This window comes from Ensifer sp. ZNC0028 (assembly GCF_000799055.1).
GTDB lineage: Bacteria > Pseudomonadota > Alphaproteobacteria > Rhizobiales > Rhizobiaceae > Ensifer.
The window spans coordinates 1-18,494 of record NZ_JTLA01000038.1 but is presented as its reverse complement, the minus strand read 5'-3'; the positions used below and the strand labels follow the sequence as shown (position 1 = coordinate 18,494).

15 protein-coding genes are annotated in these 18,494 nt (G+C 64.1%); 9 read left to right on the top strand and 6 right to left on the bottom strand.

Annotated features, from left to right (window positions below; all coding sequences use genetic code 11):
* Window positions 1–17 precede the first annotated feature (17 nt).
* Window positions 18–506 (bottom strand): (2Fe-2S)-binding protein, encoded by a 489-nt coding sequence (locus L981_RS10165; RefSeq protein WP_043614785.1) that lies wholly within the window; start codon window positions 504–506, stop codon window positions 18–20.
* A gap of 431 nt (window positions 507–937) precedes the next feature.
* On the opposite strand from L981_RS10165, the gene L981_RS10160 reads away from it, so the two are divergent.
* The 4 genes from L981_RS10160 to L981_RS10145 all read left to right on the top strand — a co-directional run bounded on the left by L981_RS10160 (window position 938) and on the right by L981_RS10145 (window position 9,099).
* Window positions 938–1,195 (top strand): glycine zipper domain-containing protein, encoded by a 258-nt coding sequence (locus L981_RS10160; protein WP_034802400.1) that lies wholly within the window; start codon window positions 938–940, stop codon window positions 1,193–1,195.
* Window positions 1,196–1,409: 214 nt separating this feature from the next.
* On the top strand, window positions 1,410–2,639 hold the full coding sequence (locus L981_RS10155; RefSeq protein WP_043614781.1) for an MFS transporter: 1,230 nt from the start codon (window positions 1,410–1,412) through the stop codon (window positions 2,637–2,639).
* A 264-nt stretch (window positions 2,640–2,903) separates the two neighbouring features.
* A complete protein-coding gene (locus L981_RS10150) occupies window positions 2,904–4,817 on the top strand; it encodes an autotransporter assembly complex family protein (RefSeq protein ID WP_082005962.1) in 1,914 nt (637 codons plus the stop codon).
* A 103-nt stretch (window positions 4,818–4,920) separates the two neighbouring features.
* Window positions 4,921–9,099, top strand: a complete 4,179-nt coding sequence (locus L981_RS10145) for a translocation/assembly module TamB domain-containing protein (RefSeq protein ID WP_043614775.1) — start codon at window positions 4,921–4,923, stop codon at window positions 9,097–9,099.
* 212 nt (window positions 9,100–9,311) lie between these two features.
* On the opposite strand, the gene L981_RS10140 is transcribed toward L981_RS10145, so the two are convergent.
* Entirely contained in the window at window positions 9,312–9,806 is a 495-nt protein-coding gene (locus L981_RS10140) for a MerR family transcriptional regulator (protein ID WP_052201710.1), read from the bottom strand.
* A gap of 233 nt (window positions 9,807–10,039) precedes the next feature.
* Here L981_RS10140 and L981_RS10135 point away from each other — a divergent pair, with 233 nt between their 5' ends.
* Window positions 10,040–10,831: an APH(3') family aminoglycoside O-phosphotransferase gene (locus tag L981_RS10135; protein WP_052201711.1), complete on the top strand. Its 792-nt coding sequence runs from the start codon at window positions 10,040–10,042 to the stop codon at window positions 10,829–10,831.
* Window positions 10,832–10,869: 38 nt separating this feature from the next.
* Here the strand turns inward: L981_RS10135 and L981_RS10130 are convergent, their stop codons facing one another.
* Both L981_RS10130 and L981_RS10125 read right to left on the bottom strand, forming a co-directional pair.
* Window positions 10,870–11,352, bottom strand: a complete 483-nt coding sequence (locus L981_RS10130) for a VOC family protein (protein ID WP_043614772.1) — start codon at window positions 11,350–11,352, stop codon at window positions 10,870–10,872.
* A gap of 111 nt (window positions 11,353–11,463) precedes the next feature.
* The gene (locus L981_RS10125) at window positions 11,464–11,898 is read right to left on the bottom strand and encodes an Lrp/AsnC family transcriptional regulator (RefSeq protein WP_043614769.1); all 435 of its coding nucleotides are present in this window, start codon (window positions 11,896–11,898) and stop codon (window positions 11,464–11,466) included.
* Window positions 11,899–12,053: 155 nt separating this feature from the next.
* Between L981_RS10125 and rocF the strand changes: the two genes are divergently transcribed.
* The 4 genes from rocF to L981_RS10105 all read left to right on the top strand — a co-directional run bounded on the left by rocF (window position 12,054) and on the right by L981_RS10105 (window position 17,192).
* Complete coding sequence (gene rocF, locus L981_RS10120; protein ID WP_043614767.1) at window positions 12,054–12,977, top strand: arginase; 924 nt, start codon at window positions 12,054–12,056, stop codon at window positions 12,975–12,977.
* A gap of 27 nt (window positions 12,978–13,004) precedes the next feature.
* Window positions 13,005–14,210, top strand: coding sequence for an ornithine--oxo-acid transaminase (gene rocD / locus L981_RS10115; RefSeq protein ID WP_043614764.1), 1,206 nt, complete (start codon window positions 13,005–13,007; stop codon window positions 14,208–14,210).
* Window positions 14,211–14,506: 296 nt separating this feature from the next.
* Window positions 14,507–14,986: a chemotaxis protein CheW gene (locus L981_RS10110; RefSeq protein WP_034803080.1), complete on the top strand. Its 480-nt coding sequence runs from the start codon at window positions 14,507–14,509 to the stop codon at window positions 14,984–14,986.
* Window positions 14,987–15,407: 421 nt separating this feature from the next.
* Complete coding sequence (locus L981_RS10105) at window positions 15,408–17,192, top strand: PAS domain-containing methyl-accepting chemotaxis protein (protein ID WP_043614762.1); 1,785 nt, start codon at window positions 15,408–15,410, stop codon at window positions 17,190–17,192.
* A 146-nt stretch (window positions 17,193–17,338) separates the two neighbouring features.
* Here the strand turns inward: L981_RS10105 and L981_RS10100 are convergent, their stop codons facing one another.
* Complete coding sequence (locus L981_RS10100) at window positions 17,339–17,572, bottom strand: formate dehydrogenase subunit delta (protein WP_043614759.1); 234 nt, start codon at window positions 17,570–17,572, stop codon at window positions 17,339–17,341.
* A complete protein-coding gene (gene fdhD / locus L981_RS10095; protein ID WP_043614756.1) occupies window positions 17,562–18,401 on the bottom strand; it encodes a formate dehydrogenase accessory sulfurtransferase FdhD in 840 nt (279 codons plus the stop codon). Before fdhD ends, L981_RS10100 begins: the two co-directional genes overlap by 11 nt.
* Window positions 18,402–18,494: the final 93 nt, after the last annotated feature.

Below are 18,494 nucleotides of genomic sequence, written 5' to 3'. Positions count from 1 at the left end.
CGCCCCTCGATCTACCGCTATTCTGCGGCCACGCGGGCGCCGCTCATCTCGGCGGCGGCGGCAAGGATCGCTTTCACGATGTTGTGGTAACCGGTGCAACGACAGATGTTGCCTTCGAGCTCGGCGCGCACCGTCGCCTCGTCCAGCTGGCCCTGATGCCTTCGGATCATGTCGACGGCCGTCATCACCATGCCGGGCGTGCAGAAGCCGCATTGCAGGCCGTGATTGGCCTTGAAGGCCACCTGCACCGGATGCAGTTCGCCGTCGGCCGCCAAGCCTTCGATGGTGGTGATCGTGGAGCCTGCCGCCTGGGCGGCGAGGATGGAACAGCTCTTGACCGATTTTCCGTCCATATGGATGACGCAGGCGCCGCACTGCGAGGTGTCGCAGCCGACATGGGTGCCGGTCAGTCCGAGATTCTCGCGTATGAATTGCACCAGCAATGTGCGGTCGTCGCAATGACCGCTCACCTGACGGCCGTTGACCGTCATTGTTACTTTCGCCATTTCGCTCCTCCGGGGTCGGTCAATGCCAACACGAGCGCGGCCGGAAAGTCGGGTGAGATGGTTCACGCGACTGAGGTACGCGCCAACTGATATCGATGCCCTTCGCCCACGGATCCGCTCCTCCGGATTTTGCAGGCTTGTTTGTATCATTTGTCTTTTTTTGGAATGCCGCAACCGCCCCCGCCCGCCGGACGATAAAATTTTTCTACACCGGTTGTATCGCGGGGAACTGAGCCTTCATGTCCCGTTCAGGAACGATATCATTATCTTGCCGCCAGGAAGAAACCGCAGCGCTCCCGTAGACTTTCGATGGGGACCGCGTATTTTCCGAACCGCAAGTTCAGGTGGAGCGGGATGTTCCCGGCTCCGCCATCATCCACGGGACGGACTGAGCGCAAGGCTTGAGATCCGTAGAGATCGGAGAGAACAACATGAAGAAAGCCATCGCACTTGTGCTGGTCGCCCTGGCGGTCGCAAGCTGCACCCAGACGGAAAAAGGCGCCGGCATCGGTGCCGTTTCCGGCGCGATCATCGGCGGCGCTGTCACCGGCGACGTCCGTGGCGCAGCGGTCGGCGCGGCCATCGGCGGCGTATCCGGCGCGGTCATCGGCAACGTCACCGAACAGCCGGGCCAGTGCTACTACCGCGACCGCTACGGCCGCCGCTACATCGACTCCTGCCCGCGCTAAGCCGCAGCAAGAAGATCGTCCCTCGGCGTCGCGCAAGCGCGTCGACGGAATGGTTCCCCCTCATGGCAATCGCCCTGAGGGGGTTTTTCGTTGCAGCAGGCAGCGAGAAAAACGATGCACGCCTGACCAAAATGACAGGGCGCGCGCAAACCGGGTGGCTCTGCGTCACGCAATTCCGTTTCGTGGCCTCGACCTATCATGATCGAGGCTTCCCATGTCGAAACCAGAAAACACGCCCCTTCCCCCGGCCTTCAAGCGGATCGGCTGGTCCAACCTCTTTGCGCAGTTTTCCGAGCAGATGGCGCTGGCCGCCGCTCCTCTGGCCGCCGTGCTTCTGCTCGCCGCAGGCCCCGCCGAAACCGGATGGCTGCAGATGGCGCAGACGCTGCCGTTCCTTCTGCTCTCCATTCCAGCCGGTCTCGTTGCTGACCGCGCATCGCGGCGCGGGCTGATGGTCAGCTCGGAAATGCTGCGCGCGCTGTCGCTGGTCGCCACGCTGTTGCTGATGCTCAGCGGCCTGCTGTCGCTGCCGTTGCTGGCCGTCATGGGCTTCGTCGGCGCCATCGGCACCGTCTGTTACAATGTCGCCGCACCTGCCCTGATCCCGGCAATCGTTCCGCGTGCGCAACTGGCCGATGCCAACCGCTGGATGGAGCTTGCCCGCAGCCTCGCCTATTCCGGCGGGCCGGCGATCGGCGGCGCGATCGTCGCATGGACGGGCGCTTCGCTCGCCTATGTCGCCGCCACCTCCCTGTCGCTTCTCTCCGTCGTCCTGCTCGCCGGCCTCGGCGATCACCACCAGCCGAGCACCCCCAAGCGCAAGCTTCTCCAGGATCTCGCCGAAGGTGCCCGTTTCCTAGCCGGCCACGCGCTGTTGAGGCCCATTCTGGTGACCGCCATCGTCTTCAACACGGCCTGGTTCGTGCTGCAGGCGGTCTACGTCGCCTATGCCGTTCAGACCCTTGGCCTGACGGCGACCGGTGTCGGCGTCACGCTCGGCATCTATGGTGCCGGCATGATGATCGGCGCCCTCGCAGCACCCGCCATTGCCCGCAATATCCCTTTCGGCGTGATGATCGCCCTTGGCCCGCTGGGCGGGCTGACTGCCGCGGCCGTCATGCTCTCCACCATCTGGGTTCCCTCCGGTCTCCTCGCCGGCCTCAGCTTCTTCCTGTTCGGCGCCGGCCCGGTGCTCTGGTCGATCGCCACCCTCACCTTGCGACAGGCCGTCACGCCCAATGCAATGCTCGGGCGCGTCTCGGCCTTCATCACCACCGCCACCTTCGGCGCACGGCCGATCGGCGCGGCGCTCGGCGCCGTCGTCGCCACGCGCTTCGGCGTCGAGGCATGCCTTGCCGTCGCAGCCGTCGGCTTCCTGATTCAGTTCCTCGTGATCATCGCTTCCGCCGTGCCGCAGCTGCGGGAACTGCCCGAGGCAGCCTAGCAATACGGCAGGTCGGGCGAGGCCTGTGGCTCCGGCGAAAGCCGGGCGCGTACCTGGTTGTCGACACCACAGAGCCGGCGGTTGTGCTGCGCCGACAACATTTCCGCGCTTTTTCGACGAAATCGACACCGAAATTCGGCATCAGGGGTGGATGCAACGGATCGTCATCGTTAACAGATGGAAAACCTTAGGCATGCAATAGTGACCCGGCCGCATAAGCAGGCAGTTTGTATTGGGTCGCCTGAAGACGGGATGCGGAAGCGAATGTCCCCACCACGGTCGAGTATTGCGTACTGGAAGGCAGCGACTGCGCTTGCTGTTGCCTTTACGTGCGCGCTCGGCCCGCTTTCCGCCGAGAAGGCCTACGCCTTCAAGCTCTTCGGCATGAAGTTTTTCGAGAGCGACGAGGAAGAGGCACCGGTCATCGACCCGGTCAACTATACCCTCACTTTCGACGCCGGCACCGACGACGATGAACTGAAGGAAGCGCTGGAAAACAGCTCGCAGCTCGTGCAGGGCCAGGAAAAGCCGGTCTCCGGCGATCTTGGGCTCGCCATCCGGGCCCGCGACGACCGCGACCGGCTGCTGGCCGCACTCTACGAAAAGGCCCGCTACGGCGGCACCATCGCGATCCGCGTCAACGGCCAGGACATCGACAGCCTGCCGCCGGATCCGTCTTTCCCGGATGGCAAGCCTATCCCGGTCACCGTCACCGTGACCCCGGGTCCAGTCTTCAACGTCGGTTCCGTCAAGTTCGAAGGCGACGCGGCAAGCTTCAGTCCCGCCGATTACGGCCTGCCCGCCGGCGCGCGCGCCGATTCCACCCTGATCATCAAAGCCGGTGAAAAGGTCGTGAACGACCTGCGCGAGCAGGGCCGGCCGATGGCCAAGCTCACCGAACGCAGCGCCGTCGCCAACCACGCCAATTCGACCGTCGACATCGTCATCGGCGCCAGCGGCGGCCCCGTCGCCCCGGTCGGCGAGGTCACCGTCGGCGGGACGAAGACCGTCGATCCCGGTTTCGTGCGCGACTATTCGCGCCTTAACGAGGGCCGTCCCTATTCGCCGGAGGACATCCGCAAGGCCTCCGAGCGGCTGCGCCAGCTCGGTGTCTTCTCAAGCGTGACGATCAAGGAAGCCAACACGCTTTCGCCTGATGGATCGATCCCGATGAAGATCGAGGTCTCCGAAGGCAAGCACAAGTATTTCGGCTTCGGCGCCCAGGTCTCGACGACCGACGGCCTCGGACTGTCGGGCTATTGGGGACACCGCAATCTTTTCGGCCGCGCCGAATCGCTGCGCATCGAGGGCTCGGTCGACCGCATCGGCGAGACCAAGGAACTGGACAAGCTCGACTATTCGGTGGGCATTCTCTTTGCAAAGCCGGGCGCCTTCGGCCCCGCCTCGACCTTTACCGCCAGCCTCAAGGCCAACATCCAGGACCCGGACGCCTATCGCGCCAAGATCCTGACGGGTGCCGCCGGCGCGACCTTCGAACTCTCGCCGACCGACACCTTCTCGGGCGGCGGCGAATTGAGCTGGGCCAACATCGACGACGCCTTCGGCTCCAATTCCTATCTGACGGCCGCGGTCCCGCTCGAATATGTGCGCGATACCCGCAACGACAAGCTGAACGCGACCGAAGGCTACCGGGCGATGATCAACGCCAAGCCGAGCTACGAGATCAAGGGACAGACCTTCTTCTCGTCCTTCGAAGCGTCGGCGTCCGGCTACCATGCGCTTGGCGACGAGAAGCGCTTCGTCCTTGCCGGCAAGATCGGCGCGGGCGTGCTCGTCGGCGGCAGCGGGCTTGAGGACATCCCGGCCAACCGCCGCTTCTATCTCGGTGGTGGCGGCTCGGTGCGCGGCTATTCCTACCAGGAAATCGGCCCGCGCAATTCCGACGACCGCGAGACCGGCGGGCGCTCCTATGTCAACGCCTCGCTCGAAGCCCGCATCGCGGTCACCGACACCATCGGCGTCGTGCCCTTCATCGACGCAGGTACCGTCTCGGCCAAGACCACACCCGATTTCTCCGACATTCGCGCCGGCGCCGGCATCGGCCTGCGCTATGCCACGCCCTTCGGTCCGATCCGCCTCGACTTCGCCGTACCGCTGAACAAATATCCGAACGGAACGAAATACGGCATCTATGCCGGCATCGGCCAATCCTTCTGATCCAGGCCGTTTCTCCCGCAGGAATCGGCAAATTGCCGTCATTGCGCGATAGTTTCTTCCCGCGGCGATTCCGCTGCCGCGCAACTTGCGTTATGGGTAGATCATGAATCAGGTCGTCCGTTTCCTTCGCGCGACGCTGCGCTATGGCCTTCGTGTGCTTGGCGTGCTTGCGGTCGTTGCCCTCCTTCTCGTCGCCTTCGTGGGCTTCACCACACCCGGCGCCCGGCTCGTCGCCTGGGCAATCGAGAAATATGCGGCAACCCCCGACCAGATCGTGCGGATCGCCGATCCGAGCGCCCTTTTGACCGGCAAGTTCACGGCCGGAAGCATCACGCTGTTCGATGGCGAGGGCATCTATGCCGAAGTGCGCGACGTCAATCTCGACTGGTCGCCCGCTGCCCTCCTCTCCTTCCGCTTCGAAGCCGCAGCGCTCTCGGCCGGCTCGATCCGCGTCGAGCGCCTGCCGATCCCCTCCACCGAGACCAAGGAAGTCCGCTCGACCTTTGCGCTTCCCGTCGACGTCAAGATCGACGCGATCGATCTCAAGGAGATCATCATCGGCAAGGCGATCGCCGGCGAGGACCAGTTCCTGACCGCCAGCGGCAAGGTGAACGCGACCAACGAAAGCATCGCCCTTCAGCTTGCGGCCGCCCAGCGCGACCGGCCGGAAGCACGCGCGGTCGCCGATATCGTCTTCAATCCGGCGGGCAACGAGCTGAAACTCGAAGCGACCGTGGACGAACCCAACAACGGCGTGCTGGCAAAGCTGCTTCGCTTGCCGAACGAGCCTTCGGTCAACATCAAGCTGACCGGTGAAGGCCCGCTTTCCGACTGGAGCGGCAGCGCTACGGCAGCACTCGACGGCAGCGAAATTCTCAAGCTCGACGGCCGCCACGTCCAGACGCCTGACGGCATGCACCGGCTGACGGTCGACGGCGGCGGCGGTTTCGGCTCGTTGATGCCGCCGGCGCTGCGTCCGATGTTCGAGGGCGAGACCAGGATCGATATCGCCGCCGCGTTCAACGACCAGGGGCTGGTTCAGGTCGACAAGGCTCATGTGACGACCGGCGCGCTCTCCTTTGCCGCTTTCGGAACCTACGACAGCAAGGGCGAGAACAACCTCAAGGCCAGGCTTGCCGGCACCAACGGCCCGGTCGACTTCCGCTGGCCGCTGCAGAAGGGTGAGGCACAGGCCAAGATCAATGCCGTCGACTTCTCGCTGATCGGCGACGCGCAAGCCGCGATCCTCGATCTCGCCGCAGACGTCACCTCCGTGGCGTTGCCCGACGTGGCGCTCGGCGCAGTCAAGCTTTCGGCGCGCAGCGACGGCTTCAATGTCCAGGCGCAATCCGGTCTGGTGAAGGCGGCGATCGAAGTGGGCGAAGCCGGCTTCAACGATGCAAACCTCGCCCGCCTGGTCCAGGTGCCGATGAAGATCGACGCCAACCTGTCCGTGACGAAGGAAAGCATTGCCTTCAATCCGGTAACGATCGAGAGCCCAGGCGTTGGCGGTTCGCTCACCGGCGCCTTCTATCGCGACGAGAATACCGTTTCCGCCGCCTTCAAGCTTTTTGCCGTTCCGGGCGCGCTACCGCCGGCAGCCGCAGCGAAGTTCGACGGCACGATCGCACTCTCGGGCGAGGTGAAGACGGCAAGCGACGGCGGCGTCACCGTGGAGGGTATCGAGCTCAAGTCGGGCACGATCGAGGCGGCCGGCACCGTTGCACTCGCGCAGAGCAACTTGACGGCCGATCTCAAGGGCACCCTGCCCGATCTCGGCAAGGTGCTTGCCGATGCCAAGGGCAAGGCCGAATTCACCGCCGCCGTGACCGGCCCGCTCGCCGAACTTGGAATCAAGGCCGAGTTGACCTCGAGCGGCGCGACACTGGCCGGGCGCACGCTCAGCGACCTCAACGTCAAGGCCGACGCCAAGGCCAACCCATCGAGCCCGCAGGCAAGCCTGACGGCAACCGGTGCGCTCGACGGCCAGGCGATCGACGTCAAGGCCGACGTCGTCTCGAAGGACGGCCAGACCGCAATCCCGGTGCTCGAAGCCAGGATCGGCGAGAACAAGCTGACCGGAGCGATCAGCTTCACCCCCGATTTCAAGCCGGACGGCACGGTCAGTTTCGACCTGCCCGATCTAGGCCTGCTTGCCGCCATGGCCGGGCAGAAGGCATCCGGCGACCTCAACGGTTCCGCTGCCATCAAGACCGCGAACGGCATCACCTCCGTCGTCGTCAAGGCCGGCGGCAGCGGCATCAAGCGCGATCAGCTGACGATTTCCAAGCCGACCGCCGACATCACCATCGCCGACCTTGCGGCCCTTGCGATCAAGGGCAGCATCCGCGCCGAAACCGTGGCGCAGGGCGAAAACCGTGTTTCCGGACTTGCCGTCGATTTCGAGCAACAGGCCGGCCGCACCGGCTTTTCCGTCGACGGCAAATATGACGGCGGACCGCTGACGGTGAAGGGCGACCTTGCCAGCGCCAAAGGCCGCACGGAAATCCGCCTCGCATCCTTTGGCGCAACGCCGAAAGGCATTGCCCTCAAACTGGCGCAGCCGACGGTGATCGCGATCGAAAACGGCACCGTCCGTCTCAATGCGCTGACGATCCAGGCGTCGAAAGGCACGATCGCCGTCAACGGCACCGCTGGCGAAAAGCTCGACATCACGGCGAAGCTCAACGCCCTGCCCGCAGCACTGGTCAACGCCTTTGCGCCGGATCTCGGCGCCGAGGGCACGATCGCCGGCACCGTCGATGTCGAGGGTGCCGCGTCTGCACCGGTCGTCGCCTACGATCTCAAATGGTCGGGCGCCTCGCTCGCAGCAGCCCGCACGGCCGGCGTTGCGGCTTTTGACATGACGGCGGACGGCAAGTTCGCCAACAACAAGGTGACGCTCGATACGACGCTTTCGGGCGCCGGCGGCCTTTCCTTCAAGGGTGGCGGCAATGTCGATATCGGCGGCAACATGCCGATCGCGATGAAGTTCAACGGCAACGTCCCCTTCGCGCTCATCGCCAACCTGATGGCGGAGAAGGGCTTCACGCTGACAGGCCAGGCGAATGTCGATGTGGCGATCTCCGGTTCCGCCAAAGCGCCGCAGATCGCCGGCACGATCGCCACGTCAGGCGGGCGCCTCGTCGACGTGCGCCGCAACCTGGCGCTCAACGACCTGACCGCCAACGTCGCGCTCGACGGCAAGCAGGCGACGATCTCCAGGCTCTCGGCCAAACTCGCGACCGGCGGCTCGGTCGAAGCCAGCGGCACCGTCGGCACCGTGCCGGGTTCAGGCTTCCCGGCCAACCTGACGATCAAGCTGAACAACGCGACCTACGTCGACGGCACGCTGTTCAACGCCAATGTCGCCGGCGAGATGACGCTGACCGGCCCCCTGGTCGCGACCCCGACGCTCGGCGGCAAGGTGACGATCCGCAAGGCCTCGATCACCATTCCCGAGAAGCTGCCGACCTCGCTGTCGGCGATCGACATCAAGCACAAGAATGCGCCGCCCAAGGTGCAGAAGATGGTCAAGGACCTGCGCAAGGATGAAGTGCCGGCCGCCGGCGCCAATGCCAGCGGCGTCATCGCCTTCGATCTCGGCGTCAATGCGCACCAGATCTTCGTGCGCGGCCGCGGCATCGACGCGGAACTCGGCGGCGACCTGACGATCCGCGGCACCGCCGTGCAGCCGGTCATTTCCGGTGGCTTCGAGATGCGCCGCGGACGGCTTGAAATCCTCGGCAAGCGCCTGACCTTCACCGACGGCAATATCGGCTTTGGCGGCGACCTGATCCCGACGCTCGATCTCAAGGCCACGTCCAGCGTCGGCGCGACCACCATCACCGTCTCGGTTGCGGGCCTCGCCAACAATCCGCAGATCGCCTTCTCGTCCTCCCCGGCCCTGCCGCAGGACGAAATCCTGGCGCAGCTGATCTTCAACCGGTCGCTGTCGAACCTCTCGGCCTTCCAGATCGCGCAGCTCGCCTCCGCCGTCAGCCAGCTTGCCGGCGGCGGTTCGACCTCGCTGCTCGACGGCCTGCGCAACAAGCTCGGCGTCGACGATCTCGACGTCACCACCGACGAGAATGGCGGCGCGTCCGTGCGCGCCGGCAAGTATCTCAACGACCGCACCTATATCGAGCTGCAGCAGGGCTCCGATTCCGCCTCCAGCAAGGCGGTCATCAATCTCGATGTCGGCAAGGGCGTAAAGCTCAAGGGCTCGGCCGCCGGCGACGGTTCGGCCTCGGGCGGTGTCTTCTTCGAAAAGGAATATTGAGCGGCGCCCGGCGAAAATACGCCTGCCCTGCTCAGCAGTGAGCATGAGAAAGCCCGCGGATCGGTCGCGATCCGCGGGCTCATCTCTCTTCACGAAGACCGCCTCGACGGCGAGGTCCGCCGCAATCCTTCAAATGCACCAGCCGCGTTTCGAGCTTGGGCTCTGCCGCATGTCATCAGCGCAGAACCGCGCGCATTCCTGCACGACCTGTTTCAGGCCCAGCCGCTCTCGGGAACGAAGGAGGCTTCGCGGCGCGGGCGCGTCTGCTCGTAGCGGTTCCATGCGACGGCGTCAGGCGACAGGCCGGTCATCTCGGTCTTTCGGGCAAGCGCGACGAGTTCGTCGATAGAGAGGGCATCGTCGCGCTCGATCTTCCGGAGCGCCGCATCGATCAAGGACAGGCCGTGTTCGACACGGTCGCGCAGGTCCAAGAATGCCGATTGCTGGACGGCAAGCGTTTGCCCGAGGGCCGGCGCGGTACCGGCAAGCATCTCGGTAATCCGGGTGAGGCTGAGGCCAAGCCGCCGCAGCGCCAGGATTTCGGTCAGCCGCGCGATTTCGACCGCACCATAAAGCCGCCACTTCTTTTCCGTCCGCCGCGGCGAGATCAGGCCGCGATCCTCATAGACCTTGAGAGCGCGGATGGTTAGGCCAAGGCGGTCGGCGCATTCGGCAGCCGACAGCAGTTCATCGTGGTTCACGCCCATGAGCACCTCTTCGAAACACGTTCAAAAAAGATGACTTTGCGGTCAGCCCAAGCGGGCTTTGCGAAGCTTTGATGGAGATTTGGCGAAGACGCACCGTGAAAGGCGATTTGCGATCAGGCGCTGTCGAAAGCTTCCGGGATCGCTCCGTGGAATTGCCACTTTGCCGAACCTACATCAGTGTCGGCGCGCGACCGCACGCCCCATTTGTTTCATTCCTTTTTCAGGTGATTGCCTTGCCCTCTTCTTTTCCGCATCCCGAACTGCCCGCCCAATTCCACCCCTTCGTCGCCGGCTATCAGTGGAACCGTGATCTGCTCGGGCAATCCGACTCGAGCATCTTTCTCCTCAAGGCGCCCGATCGTCCCATGCTGGTTCTGAAGCTCGAGGAAGCCGGCCCGTTCAACGAGTTCGTCGACGAGGCGGCGCGGCTTGACTGGCTGGCATCAAAGGACGTGCCCTGCCCGCGAGTGATCGCCCGCGCCTTCGGCGCGCAAACCAACTGGCTGCTGCTGCAGGCCGTGGAAGGGACAGACCTCGCCTCCACGACATTGTCGCCCAAGGACCAGATCGTCATCCTTGCCGACGCCCTGAAGCGACTGCATGCGCTGGATTTCGCCAACTGCCCCTTCGATCATCGGATCGAAAAGCGCGTCGCCATCGCGAAAGCACGCACCCAGGCCGGCATGATCGACGAGAGCGACTTCGACGAAACGCGTCTCGGTCGCACGGCGGCGGATCTCTTTGCCGAACTGCAGGCGCGCATGCCCCAAGCCGGCAAGCTCGTCGTCACCCATGGCGACGCCTGCCTGCCGAACATCATCGAGAAGAACGGCCGGTTTTCCGGCTTCATCGATTGCAGCCGGTTGGGCGTCGCCGACCCCTATCAGGACATCGCACTCGCCTGCCGCAGCGTCGCCTACAATCTCGGCGAGGAATGGGTTCAGCCGTTTCTGACCCGCTACGGTATCGACAAGGACGATCCCGAGAAACGCGACTTCTACTGCCTGCTCGACGAGTTCTTCTGATCGCGTAGATGCGCAGATAGCGAAAGGCCCGCAACGCCTCAGGCGGCGTTGCGGGCCTCGATGCTCAGGTCGACGATATCGGCATCTTCCATGGCGTTGAACAACGCCCAGATATGGCCGAACGGATCGATGAAGGCGCCGACGCGGTCGCCCGTCGACAAGGTTTCGGCCGCATTGCGAAGGCTTGCTCCGGCGCCGATCGCCCGGCCGATGACGCGATCGACGTCGCGCACATGCAGTTCCAGGATCACCGCCGTCGTGCCGAGCGCGTGCGGCGAGCGCGGCCCGCCAAGCTTGGGCTCGGCATCGCGGCGCGGGTTGGCGCCGGCAATCCGAAACACCGATTCCCCGATCCTCAAGTCCGCACTCGTCAGAATGCCGCTCGGCCATTCATGCCGCTGCAGCAGTTCGGCGCCGAGCGCTTCGCGATAGAAGGCGATGGCGCGATCCTCGTCGCCATGCCTGACGAACAGCTTCACACAGATCTGCCGATCGGCAAGCCTGCCGCCATTGGCAACCATGACATCCTCCATCTTGGGTGAGGCGGCCATCATAGCGGAACATGAGAACAAATCAAGAACAATTCGACTCCGAGAGGCATTTTCCTCGCCGGTTCGAGCCGCCCGAAACCTTCAGAAGGCGCCGGTCATCTTGCTGGTTTTCAACAGAATATTCGTCTCCGTGACGGTGATGCCGTCGATCAAACGGATGCGCCGCAGCGTCTCGTCGAAGGAGACGAGATCGCGATCCTGAAGCTCGGCGATAAAGTCCCAGCGGCCATTGGTGCTGTGCAGCGCCCGCACCTGCGGCAGGCCGCGCAACTGCTCGGCGACACGGTCGGCCATCTTGCCGTGCACCTCGATCATGACCACGGCACGAACCCCCGAAGCCGGGATTTCCGCACCGGTGCGGATGGTAAAGGCGGCGATCGTGCCGTTGGCGACCAGCCTGTCGATGCGGGCAGCGACCGTCGCCCGCGACACGCCCGTCATTTCCGATAGCGTCGAAACGGGAATGCGCGCATTCTGGCGCAGCGCGCTGATGAGCGCCTGGTCGAGATCATCCATTACCTGTCACTTTGTAAAATGGGGCTTATCAATCTGTCGAATTTAGCTCACTAATCGGCAGTTTTCCATCTTTTTGCTGACGCCCATTTTCGCCATAATCCACGCATCCCGAACGGGATCAGATGAGAATTATCTTGAGAAGGAATTGGGCGGACATGACGACCATCACGCTGATCGGCGCACCCATCGAGGAAGGTTCTGGACGGCGCGGCGCGGCCATGGGCCCGACGGCCCTGCGCATCGCCGGCATCGACACGGTGCTGCGCGACCTCGGCCATACCGTCCACGACGAAGGCGACGTCAAGCCGCTGCCGGCCCGCGACCTTGCCAACCATCCGGGCGCCAACAACCTGCAGATCGTCGCAGCCTTCGCCCGTGCGCTGCACGATTCGGTGCACGACACGGTACGCAAGGGCCACTTCCCGATCATCCTGGGTGGCGACCACGCGCTCTCCATGGGCAGCGTCTCCGGCATGGCGCGCTACGCCGCCGACGTCGGCCGGCCGCTCTTCGTGCTCTGGCTCGACGCCCATGCCGACTTCAACTCGCCGTCGACCTCGCCCTCCGGAAACATGCACGGCATGCCGGTCGCCTTCTTCTGCGGCCAGGCGGAATTCGCCCCGATCCTGCCGTCCGACCGTCCGCTCGTCGATCCGACCAAGGTCTTCCAGGTCGGCATCCGCTCGGTCGACGACCGCGAGCGTGAAGAGATCGCCGAGCATGGCGTCCGCGTTTATGACATGCGCGCCGTCGACGAACTCGGAATGGCCCATATCATGCGCCAGATCCTCGAAGAGGTTCGCGCCGCCAACGGCCTGCTGCATGTCAGCCTCGACGTCGATTTCATGGATCCAGACCTTGCGCCCGGCGTCGGCACCACCGTTCCCGGCGGCGCCACCTTCCGCGAAGCGCACCTGATCATGGAAATGCTCTGGGAAAGCGGGCTTGTTTCCTCGCTCGACGTCGTCGAGCTCAACCCCTTCCTCGACGACCGCGGCAAGAGCGCGCGCGTCCTGGTCGAACTGACGGCAAGCCTCTTCGGCCGCCGCGTTCTCGACCGGCCGACCCGCAGCGCCTGAGAAAAAAAGACAAACGGAGGACGATATATGAACACGACGGCAGCCCTGATCGAAACCGAATACCGGCTCGGCGCCCATAACTACAAGCCGCTCGACGTGGTGCTCTCGCGCGGCGAAGGCGTCTATGTCTGGGACATGGAGGGCAATCGCTACCTCGATTGTCTCTCGGCCTACTCCGCCGTGAACCAGGGCCATTGCCACCCGAAGATCCTGCAGGCGATGATGGAGCAGGCGCAGAAGCTGACGCTGACCTCCCGCGCCTTCCGCAACGACCAGCTGGCGCATTTCTACGAAGAGATCGCAGCGCTCACCGGCTCGCACAAGGTGCTGCCGATGAACTCCGGCGCGGAAGCCGTCGAGACCGCCGTCAAGGCGGTGCGCAAGTGGGGCTACGAGGTCAAGGGCGTTGCCGAGAACAAGGCCGAGATCATCGTCTGCTCCAACAACTTCCACGGCCGCACCATGGGCATCGTCGGCTTCTCCACCGACCCGGACGCCCGCACCGGCTTCGGCCCGTTCGCGCCCGGCTTCCGCGTCGTGCCCTTCGGTGACATCGACGCCTTCCGCGCGGCGATCAACGAAAACACCGTTGCCTTCCTCGTCGAGCCGATCCAGGGCGAAGCCGGCGTCATCGTACCGCCGGTCGGCTACTTCACGACGGTGCGCGAGCTCTGCACCAAGCACGGCATCACGCTGATCCTCGACGAGATCCAGACCGGTCTCGGCCGCACCGGCAAGCTGCTTGCCGAAGAGCATGAGGCGATTGAAGCCGACGTGACGCTGATCGGCAAGGCTCTATCAGGCGGTTTCTACCCGGTCTCGGCCGTGCTTTCGAATTCCGAAGTGCTCGGTGTCCTGAAGCCCGGCCAGCATGGGTCGACCTTCGGCGGCAATCCGCTCGCCTGCGCCATTGCCCGCGCGGCGCTGAAGGCGCTGACCGAGGAAGGCATGATCGAGAACTCGGCAAAGATGGGTGAACGCTTCCAGAAGGGCCTCACCGACATCCGTTCCAACATCATCAAGGAAGTGCGCGGTCGCGGCCTGATGCTGGCCGTGGAGCTGGTGCCGGAAGCCGGCGGCGCCCGCAAGTATTGCGAAGCGCTGAAAGGGCTCGGCATCCTTGCCAAGGACACCCACGGCGACACCATCCGCATCGCGCCGCCGCTCGTCATCACTGCCGAGCAGGTGGATTGGGCGGTCGAGCAGTTCGCCAAGGTTCTCGCTTCCGCCTGATCGTCGTGGTTCCGACGCCTTCAATCGCGCCCCGGCTTCAACCGGGGCGCAATGTCTTTAAGCTCTTGCAAAAGCAAGTCTTAACGAATCCCGGCCTATAGTCCTTTCCCAAAGCGCAAAGCGGTTCCTCCGCGCATGATGCAGCTGCGCCCTGCCGGATGTGATCGGCGGACTGGAAGGATCTCTCCTTTACGGATCATTGGCCGCGCCTCACGCGCCGTGAGCCATGCGGAGAGATCTGGAGTTTGGCGATGTCGCGCCCAGAGGCGTCGACCGGAAAGCTGGAAGGACCTTCGATGACAAGCACACTCAGGACGGCCGGGTTCGACGGCGAGACGCTGGAAATCATTGCGTTCCGCCTCCACGATCAGGAATTCTGCGTCAAGACGACGACGATCCGTGAAATCCGCGGCTGGGCGCCCTCGACGCCCATCCCGCATTCGCCGCCGGAAGTGATCGGCGTCATGAACCTGCGCGGCACGGTGATCCCGATCATCGACCTCGCCCACAAGCTCGGCATGAAATCGACCACCGCCAACGAGCGCAGCGCCATCGTCGTCGCCGAAGTGCACAACATGGTGATCGGCCTCGTCGTCGACCGCGTGTCGGACATCCTCACGGTCCAGGGCAGCCAGGTGCAGCCGGTGCCGGAAGTCACGGCCTCCTTCGACAAGAGCTTCGCCGAAGGCATCATTGCCAACGAAACCGGCATGATCTGCTTCCTGAACCTCGCCCGCATGTTCAAGGAACGCGAGGTCGAGGAACTGGCCGCCTAAAGCAACAGGTCAAGCGACATTCAAGGCCGTCCGACGTCTCGTCGGGCGGCTTTTTGTTGGTTATTTGCTCAACCAGAGGGCAATACTTTAGAAAAACAGGAGAAACTAATTCAACTAAAATTGGGATCTATGAGTTCTTACAACTGAAATTTGATAGTTGCTATTTTAACACCTGCTTAATAGTCCTATCACTAACCTAGATTGCATAGACACGGCGCCTTGGGCATGAAGCCCGACAGTTCGAACTCCCCTCACGAAGCACGAAATCGCTGACCCGGCGGGCCGGCGCGGGACGACCAGACATTTTTCGGCAGGCCGGCATTTGTCTTAGTCCGGGCGTTGCGCCGCTTCGGCCCCGCAAGCCCTGTCAAAGAAGGCACGAAGCCCCCGGCTTGAGCCAACAAACGAGAAGAGGGTTACAATGTTCGCTCTCGGAAAAATTGCAGACGCGAACCAGATCATCGCCGCGCTCTCGAAGTCGCAGGCCATCATCCAGTTCGACCTGACCGGCAAGATCTTGACTGCCAATGAGAATTTCTGCCAGGCCCTTGGTTACAGCCTCAGCGAAATCGTCGGCCAGCACCACCGCATGTTCTGCTCCGCCGACTACGCACAGACGCAGGAATACCGCGACTTCTGGGCCCGGCTCGGCCGCGGCGAATTCGACGCCAACGCCTACAAGCGCGTCGCCAAGGGCGGCCGCGAAATCTGGATCCAGGCGACCTACAACCCGGTGCTTCGGGGCGGCAAGCCCTACAAGGTGGTCAAGTTCGCCAGCGACATCACCGCCGCCAAGGCAAGGGCCACGGAAGATGCCGGCAAGCTGGATGCGATCTCCCGCTCCCAGGCCGTGATCGAGTTCACGCCATCGGGCGAGATCCTGACCGCCAACGAAAACTTCTGCGCCGCGCTCGGCTACAGCCTCCAGGAAATCCAGGGCAAGCACCACAGCATGTTCTGCGAGCCGAACTATGCCCGCACCGCCGAATATGCCGACTTCTGGAAGCGGCTCGCCGCCGGCGAGTTCTTCTCCAACGAGTTCGTGCGCTACGGCAAGGGTGGCAAGGAAATCTGGATCCAGGCAGCCTATAACCCGATCCGCGACTTCAGCGGCAAGGTCTACAAGGTCGTCAAGTTCGCGACCGATGTCAGCGAGCGCATGAGTGCCATCAACAGCCTCGGAGCCGGCCTGCGGGCGCTCGCCGAAGGCGATCTGACGCGCAACCTCGACACGCCCTTCGTGCCGAGCATGGAAGCGGTGCGCACCGACTTCAACGATGCGACCGCCAAGCTGCGCGGGGCGATGCGAACCGTCGGCGACAATGCCAGCGCGATCGCCTCCGGCGCCCGCGAAATCCGGGCCGCCGCCGACGACCTGTCGAAGCGCACCGAACAGCAGGCCGCGTCCGTGGAAGAGACCGCCGCGGCGCTCGACGAGATTACCACGACCGTCTCGGACTCCAGCCGCCGCGCCGAGGAGGCGGGAGGCCTGGTCGCCAAGACCAAGGCGGGTGCCGAACGCTCCGGCAATGTGGTCAAGAGCGCGATCGGCGCCATGGACCAGATCGAACAGTCGTCCCGCGAAATCTCCAACATCATCGGCGTGATCGACGACATCGCCTTCCAGACGAACCTCTTGGCGCTGAACGCCGGCGTCGAAGCGGCGCGGGCTGGTGAAGCCGGTAAGGGCTTCGCGGTTGTCGCCCAGGAGGTGCGCGAACTGGCGCAACGCTCGGCCAGTGCCGCCAAGGACATCAAGGCGCTGATCGGCACCTCCACCGAACACGTCAAGAACGGCGTGTCGCTGGTCGGCCAGACGGGGGCAGCGCTCGAAGAAATCCTCGTCCAGGTCCAGGAGATCAACGCCAACGTCTCGGCGATCGTCGAAGCCGCCCGCGAACAATCGACCGGCCTCAAGGAGATCAACCAGGCGGTCAACTCAATGGACCAGGCGACCCAGCAGAACGCCGCGATGGTCGAGGAAAGCACGGCGGCCAGCCACGCCATGGCCCGCGAGGCCGAAGCGCTGCACGAACTGCTCCGCCAGTTCCGCTACGGCGAGCAGGTCCAGGTCGTCGACGCAAACCGCCGTATCGAAGATCGCGCGCAGCCGTCACGCCTGCACGCCACCGCCCGCGCCTTACGCGGCGGCCAACGGACGAGCCTCGCTGCGGCACCGGCCGCGGATGGCTGGCAGAATTTCTGAGCGCACATCCCTGCACCCCGCGCTCGGGAATGGGGAAGGCGGCGACCGGTAGCCGCCTTCCCTTTAATTTTTTGAGAGAGATGCTTGCTTAGGGAAACGCGCCGTCCGCGAGATGCGAAGAAGTTGCGGCGGGTGATGAAGGCCGGTTACGCTGCTTCCGGACGTTTGATCTTCGCTGCCGCCTCCAGCACCAGCGGCGTCAGGCCCTCGCCGCCATTGTCGATATGCTCGAACAACTTGCGCCGCATGCGCGGCTCCCAGTACCTGTTGATATGGGTGGCAACGCCCTGCGCCGCCTCGCTCGACGGCTGGCTCTTGAAGAAGGTGGCGATCTGGTTCGCCATGTAGATCAGCTTGGCGTTGGTGTTGTCATGCGACATCGACGGCAGCTCCGGACTTGATGCGTTCGGCATGGGTGAAGATCTCGAATTCGTCGCCGCGCACAAGGGCGATCAGCGTCATGCCCGCAGCCTCCGCCGTACGGATGGCAAGGGCCGTAGGCGCCGAAATGGCGATAATGACGGGGCTGCCGACAACCGCCGTCTTCTGCACCATCTCGACGGAGACTCGGCTGGTGACGACGACGGCGCCCTCGCTGCCCTTAAAACCGGCGCGTGCCGAAGCACCGATCAACTTGTCGAGCGCATTGTGGCGGCCGACATCCTCGCGCACCGCGATCAGGCCGCGACCCGGCACGTAGAAGGCGGCGCCGTGCACGGCGCGCGTTTCGAAATGCAGCGGCTGCTGGCCGTTGAGCAGCGCCACGGCCGAGACCACGTCCTCTTCAGAAAGAGTCAGCTTGGAGCCGGAAACGTCCGGCGTCGGCCGTACCGCCTGTTCGATCGATTCGATGCCGCAAAGGCCGCAGCCGACCGGCCCTGCCATGTGCCGTCGGCGCCGGCGCAGCATGTCGTTCTCTTCGTCCTGAAGCACGATCTGCAGGTCGATGCCGAGATTGCCGGCGACCGTCTCCGAGACGATCTCCACCGTTTCGATCTGGCCGGGATCGGTGATAATGCCCTCGGTCAGGCTGAAGCCGACGGCGAAATCCTCTAGATCGCCGGGTGTCGCCATCATCACCGCATGGGTCGAGCCGCCATAGCTGAACGCGACCGGCGTCTCCTCCGGCACAGCGCGCGCACCATCCCGAAGCGCGCCGTTGCGGCGGGCGGCCTCGGGAACGGTCTTGGATGTCTTAAATGTCGCCATGATCGATCGCAGTGCGGGCCATCACTCCGCCGCCTCCAGCTTGCCGGAAATCCGGCGCGACTGGCGGGCCTGCTCGTCATAGTCCACCTGCCA

What these genes read in the sequence shown, in the direction of transcription:
- L981_RS10160 (WP_034802400.1), top strand. Translation starts at nt 938, where the DNA reads ATGAAGAAAGCCATCGCACTTGTGCTGGTCGCCCTGGCGGTCGCAAGC.
- L981_RS10155 (WP_043614781.1), top strand. Translation starts at nt 1,410, where the DNA reads ATGTCGAAACCAGAAAACACGCCCCTTCCCCCGGCCTTCAAGCGGATC.
- L981_RS10100 (WP_043614759.1), bottom strand. Translation starts at nt 17,572, where the DNA reads ATGTCGCATGACAACACCAACGCCAAGCTGATCTACATGGCGAACCAG.
- L981_RS10145 (WP_043614775.1), top strand. Translation starts at nt 4,921, where the DNA reads ATGAATCAGGTCGTCCGTTTCCTTCGCGCGACGCTGCGCTATGGCCTT.
- L981_RS10165 (WP_043614785.1), bottom strand. Translation starts at nt 506, where the DNA reads ATGGCGAAAGTAACAATGACGGTCAACGGCCGTCAGGTGAGCGGTCAT.
- rocD (WP_043614764.1), top strand. Translation starts at nt 13,005, where the DNA reads ATGAACACGACGGCAGCCCTGATCGAAACCGAATACCGGCTCGGCGCC.
- L981_RS10110 (WP_034803080.1), top strand. Translation starts at nt 14,507, where the DNA reads ATGACAAGCACACTCAGGACGGCCGGGTTCGACGGCGAGACGCTGGAA.
- fdhD (WP_043614756.1), bottom strand. Translation starts at nt 18,401, where the DNA reads ATGGCGACATTTAAGACATCCAAGACCGTTCCCGAGGCCGCCCGCCGC.
- L981_RS10105 (WP_043614762.1), top strand. Translation starts at nt 15,408, where the DNA reads ATGTTCGCTCTCGGAAAAATTGCAGACGCGAACCAGATCATCGCCGCG.
- L981_RS10130 (WP_043614772.1), bottom strand. Translation starts at nt 11,352, where the DNA reads ATGGTTGCCAATGGCGGCAGGCTTGCCGATCGGCAGATCTGTGTGAAG.
- rocF (WP_043614767.1), top strand. Translation starts at nt 12,054, where the DNA reads ATGACGACCATCACGCTGATCGGCGCACCCATCGAGGAAGGTTCTGGA.
- L981_RS10140 (WP_052201710.1), bottom strand. Translation starts at nt 9,806, where the DNA reads ATGGGCGTGAACCACGATGAACTGCTGTCGGCTGCCGAATGCGCCGAC.
- L981_RS10125 (WP_043614769.1), bottom strand. Translation starts at nt 11,898, where the DNA reads ATGGATGATCTCGACCAGGCGCTCATCAGCGCGCTGCGCCAGAATGCG.
- L981_RS10150 (WP_082005962.1), top strand. Translation starts at nt 2,904, where the DNA reads ATGTCCCCACCACGGTCGAGTATTGCGTACTGGAAGGCAGCGACTGCG.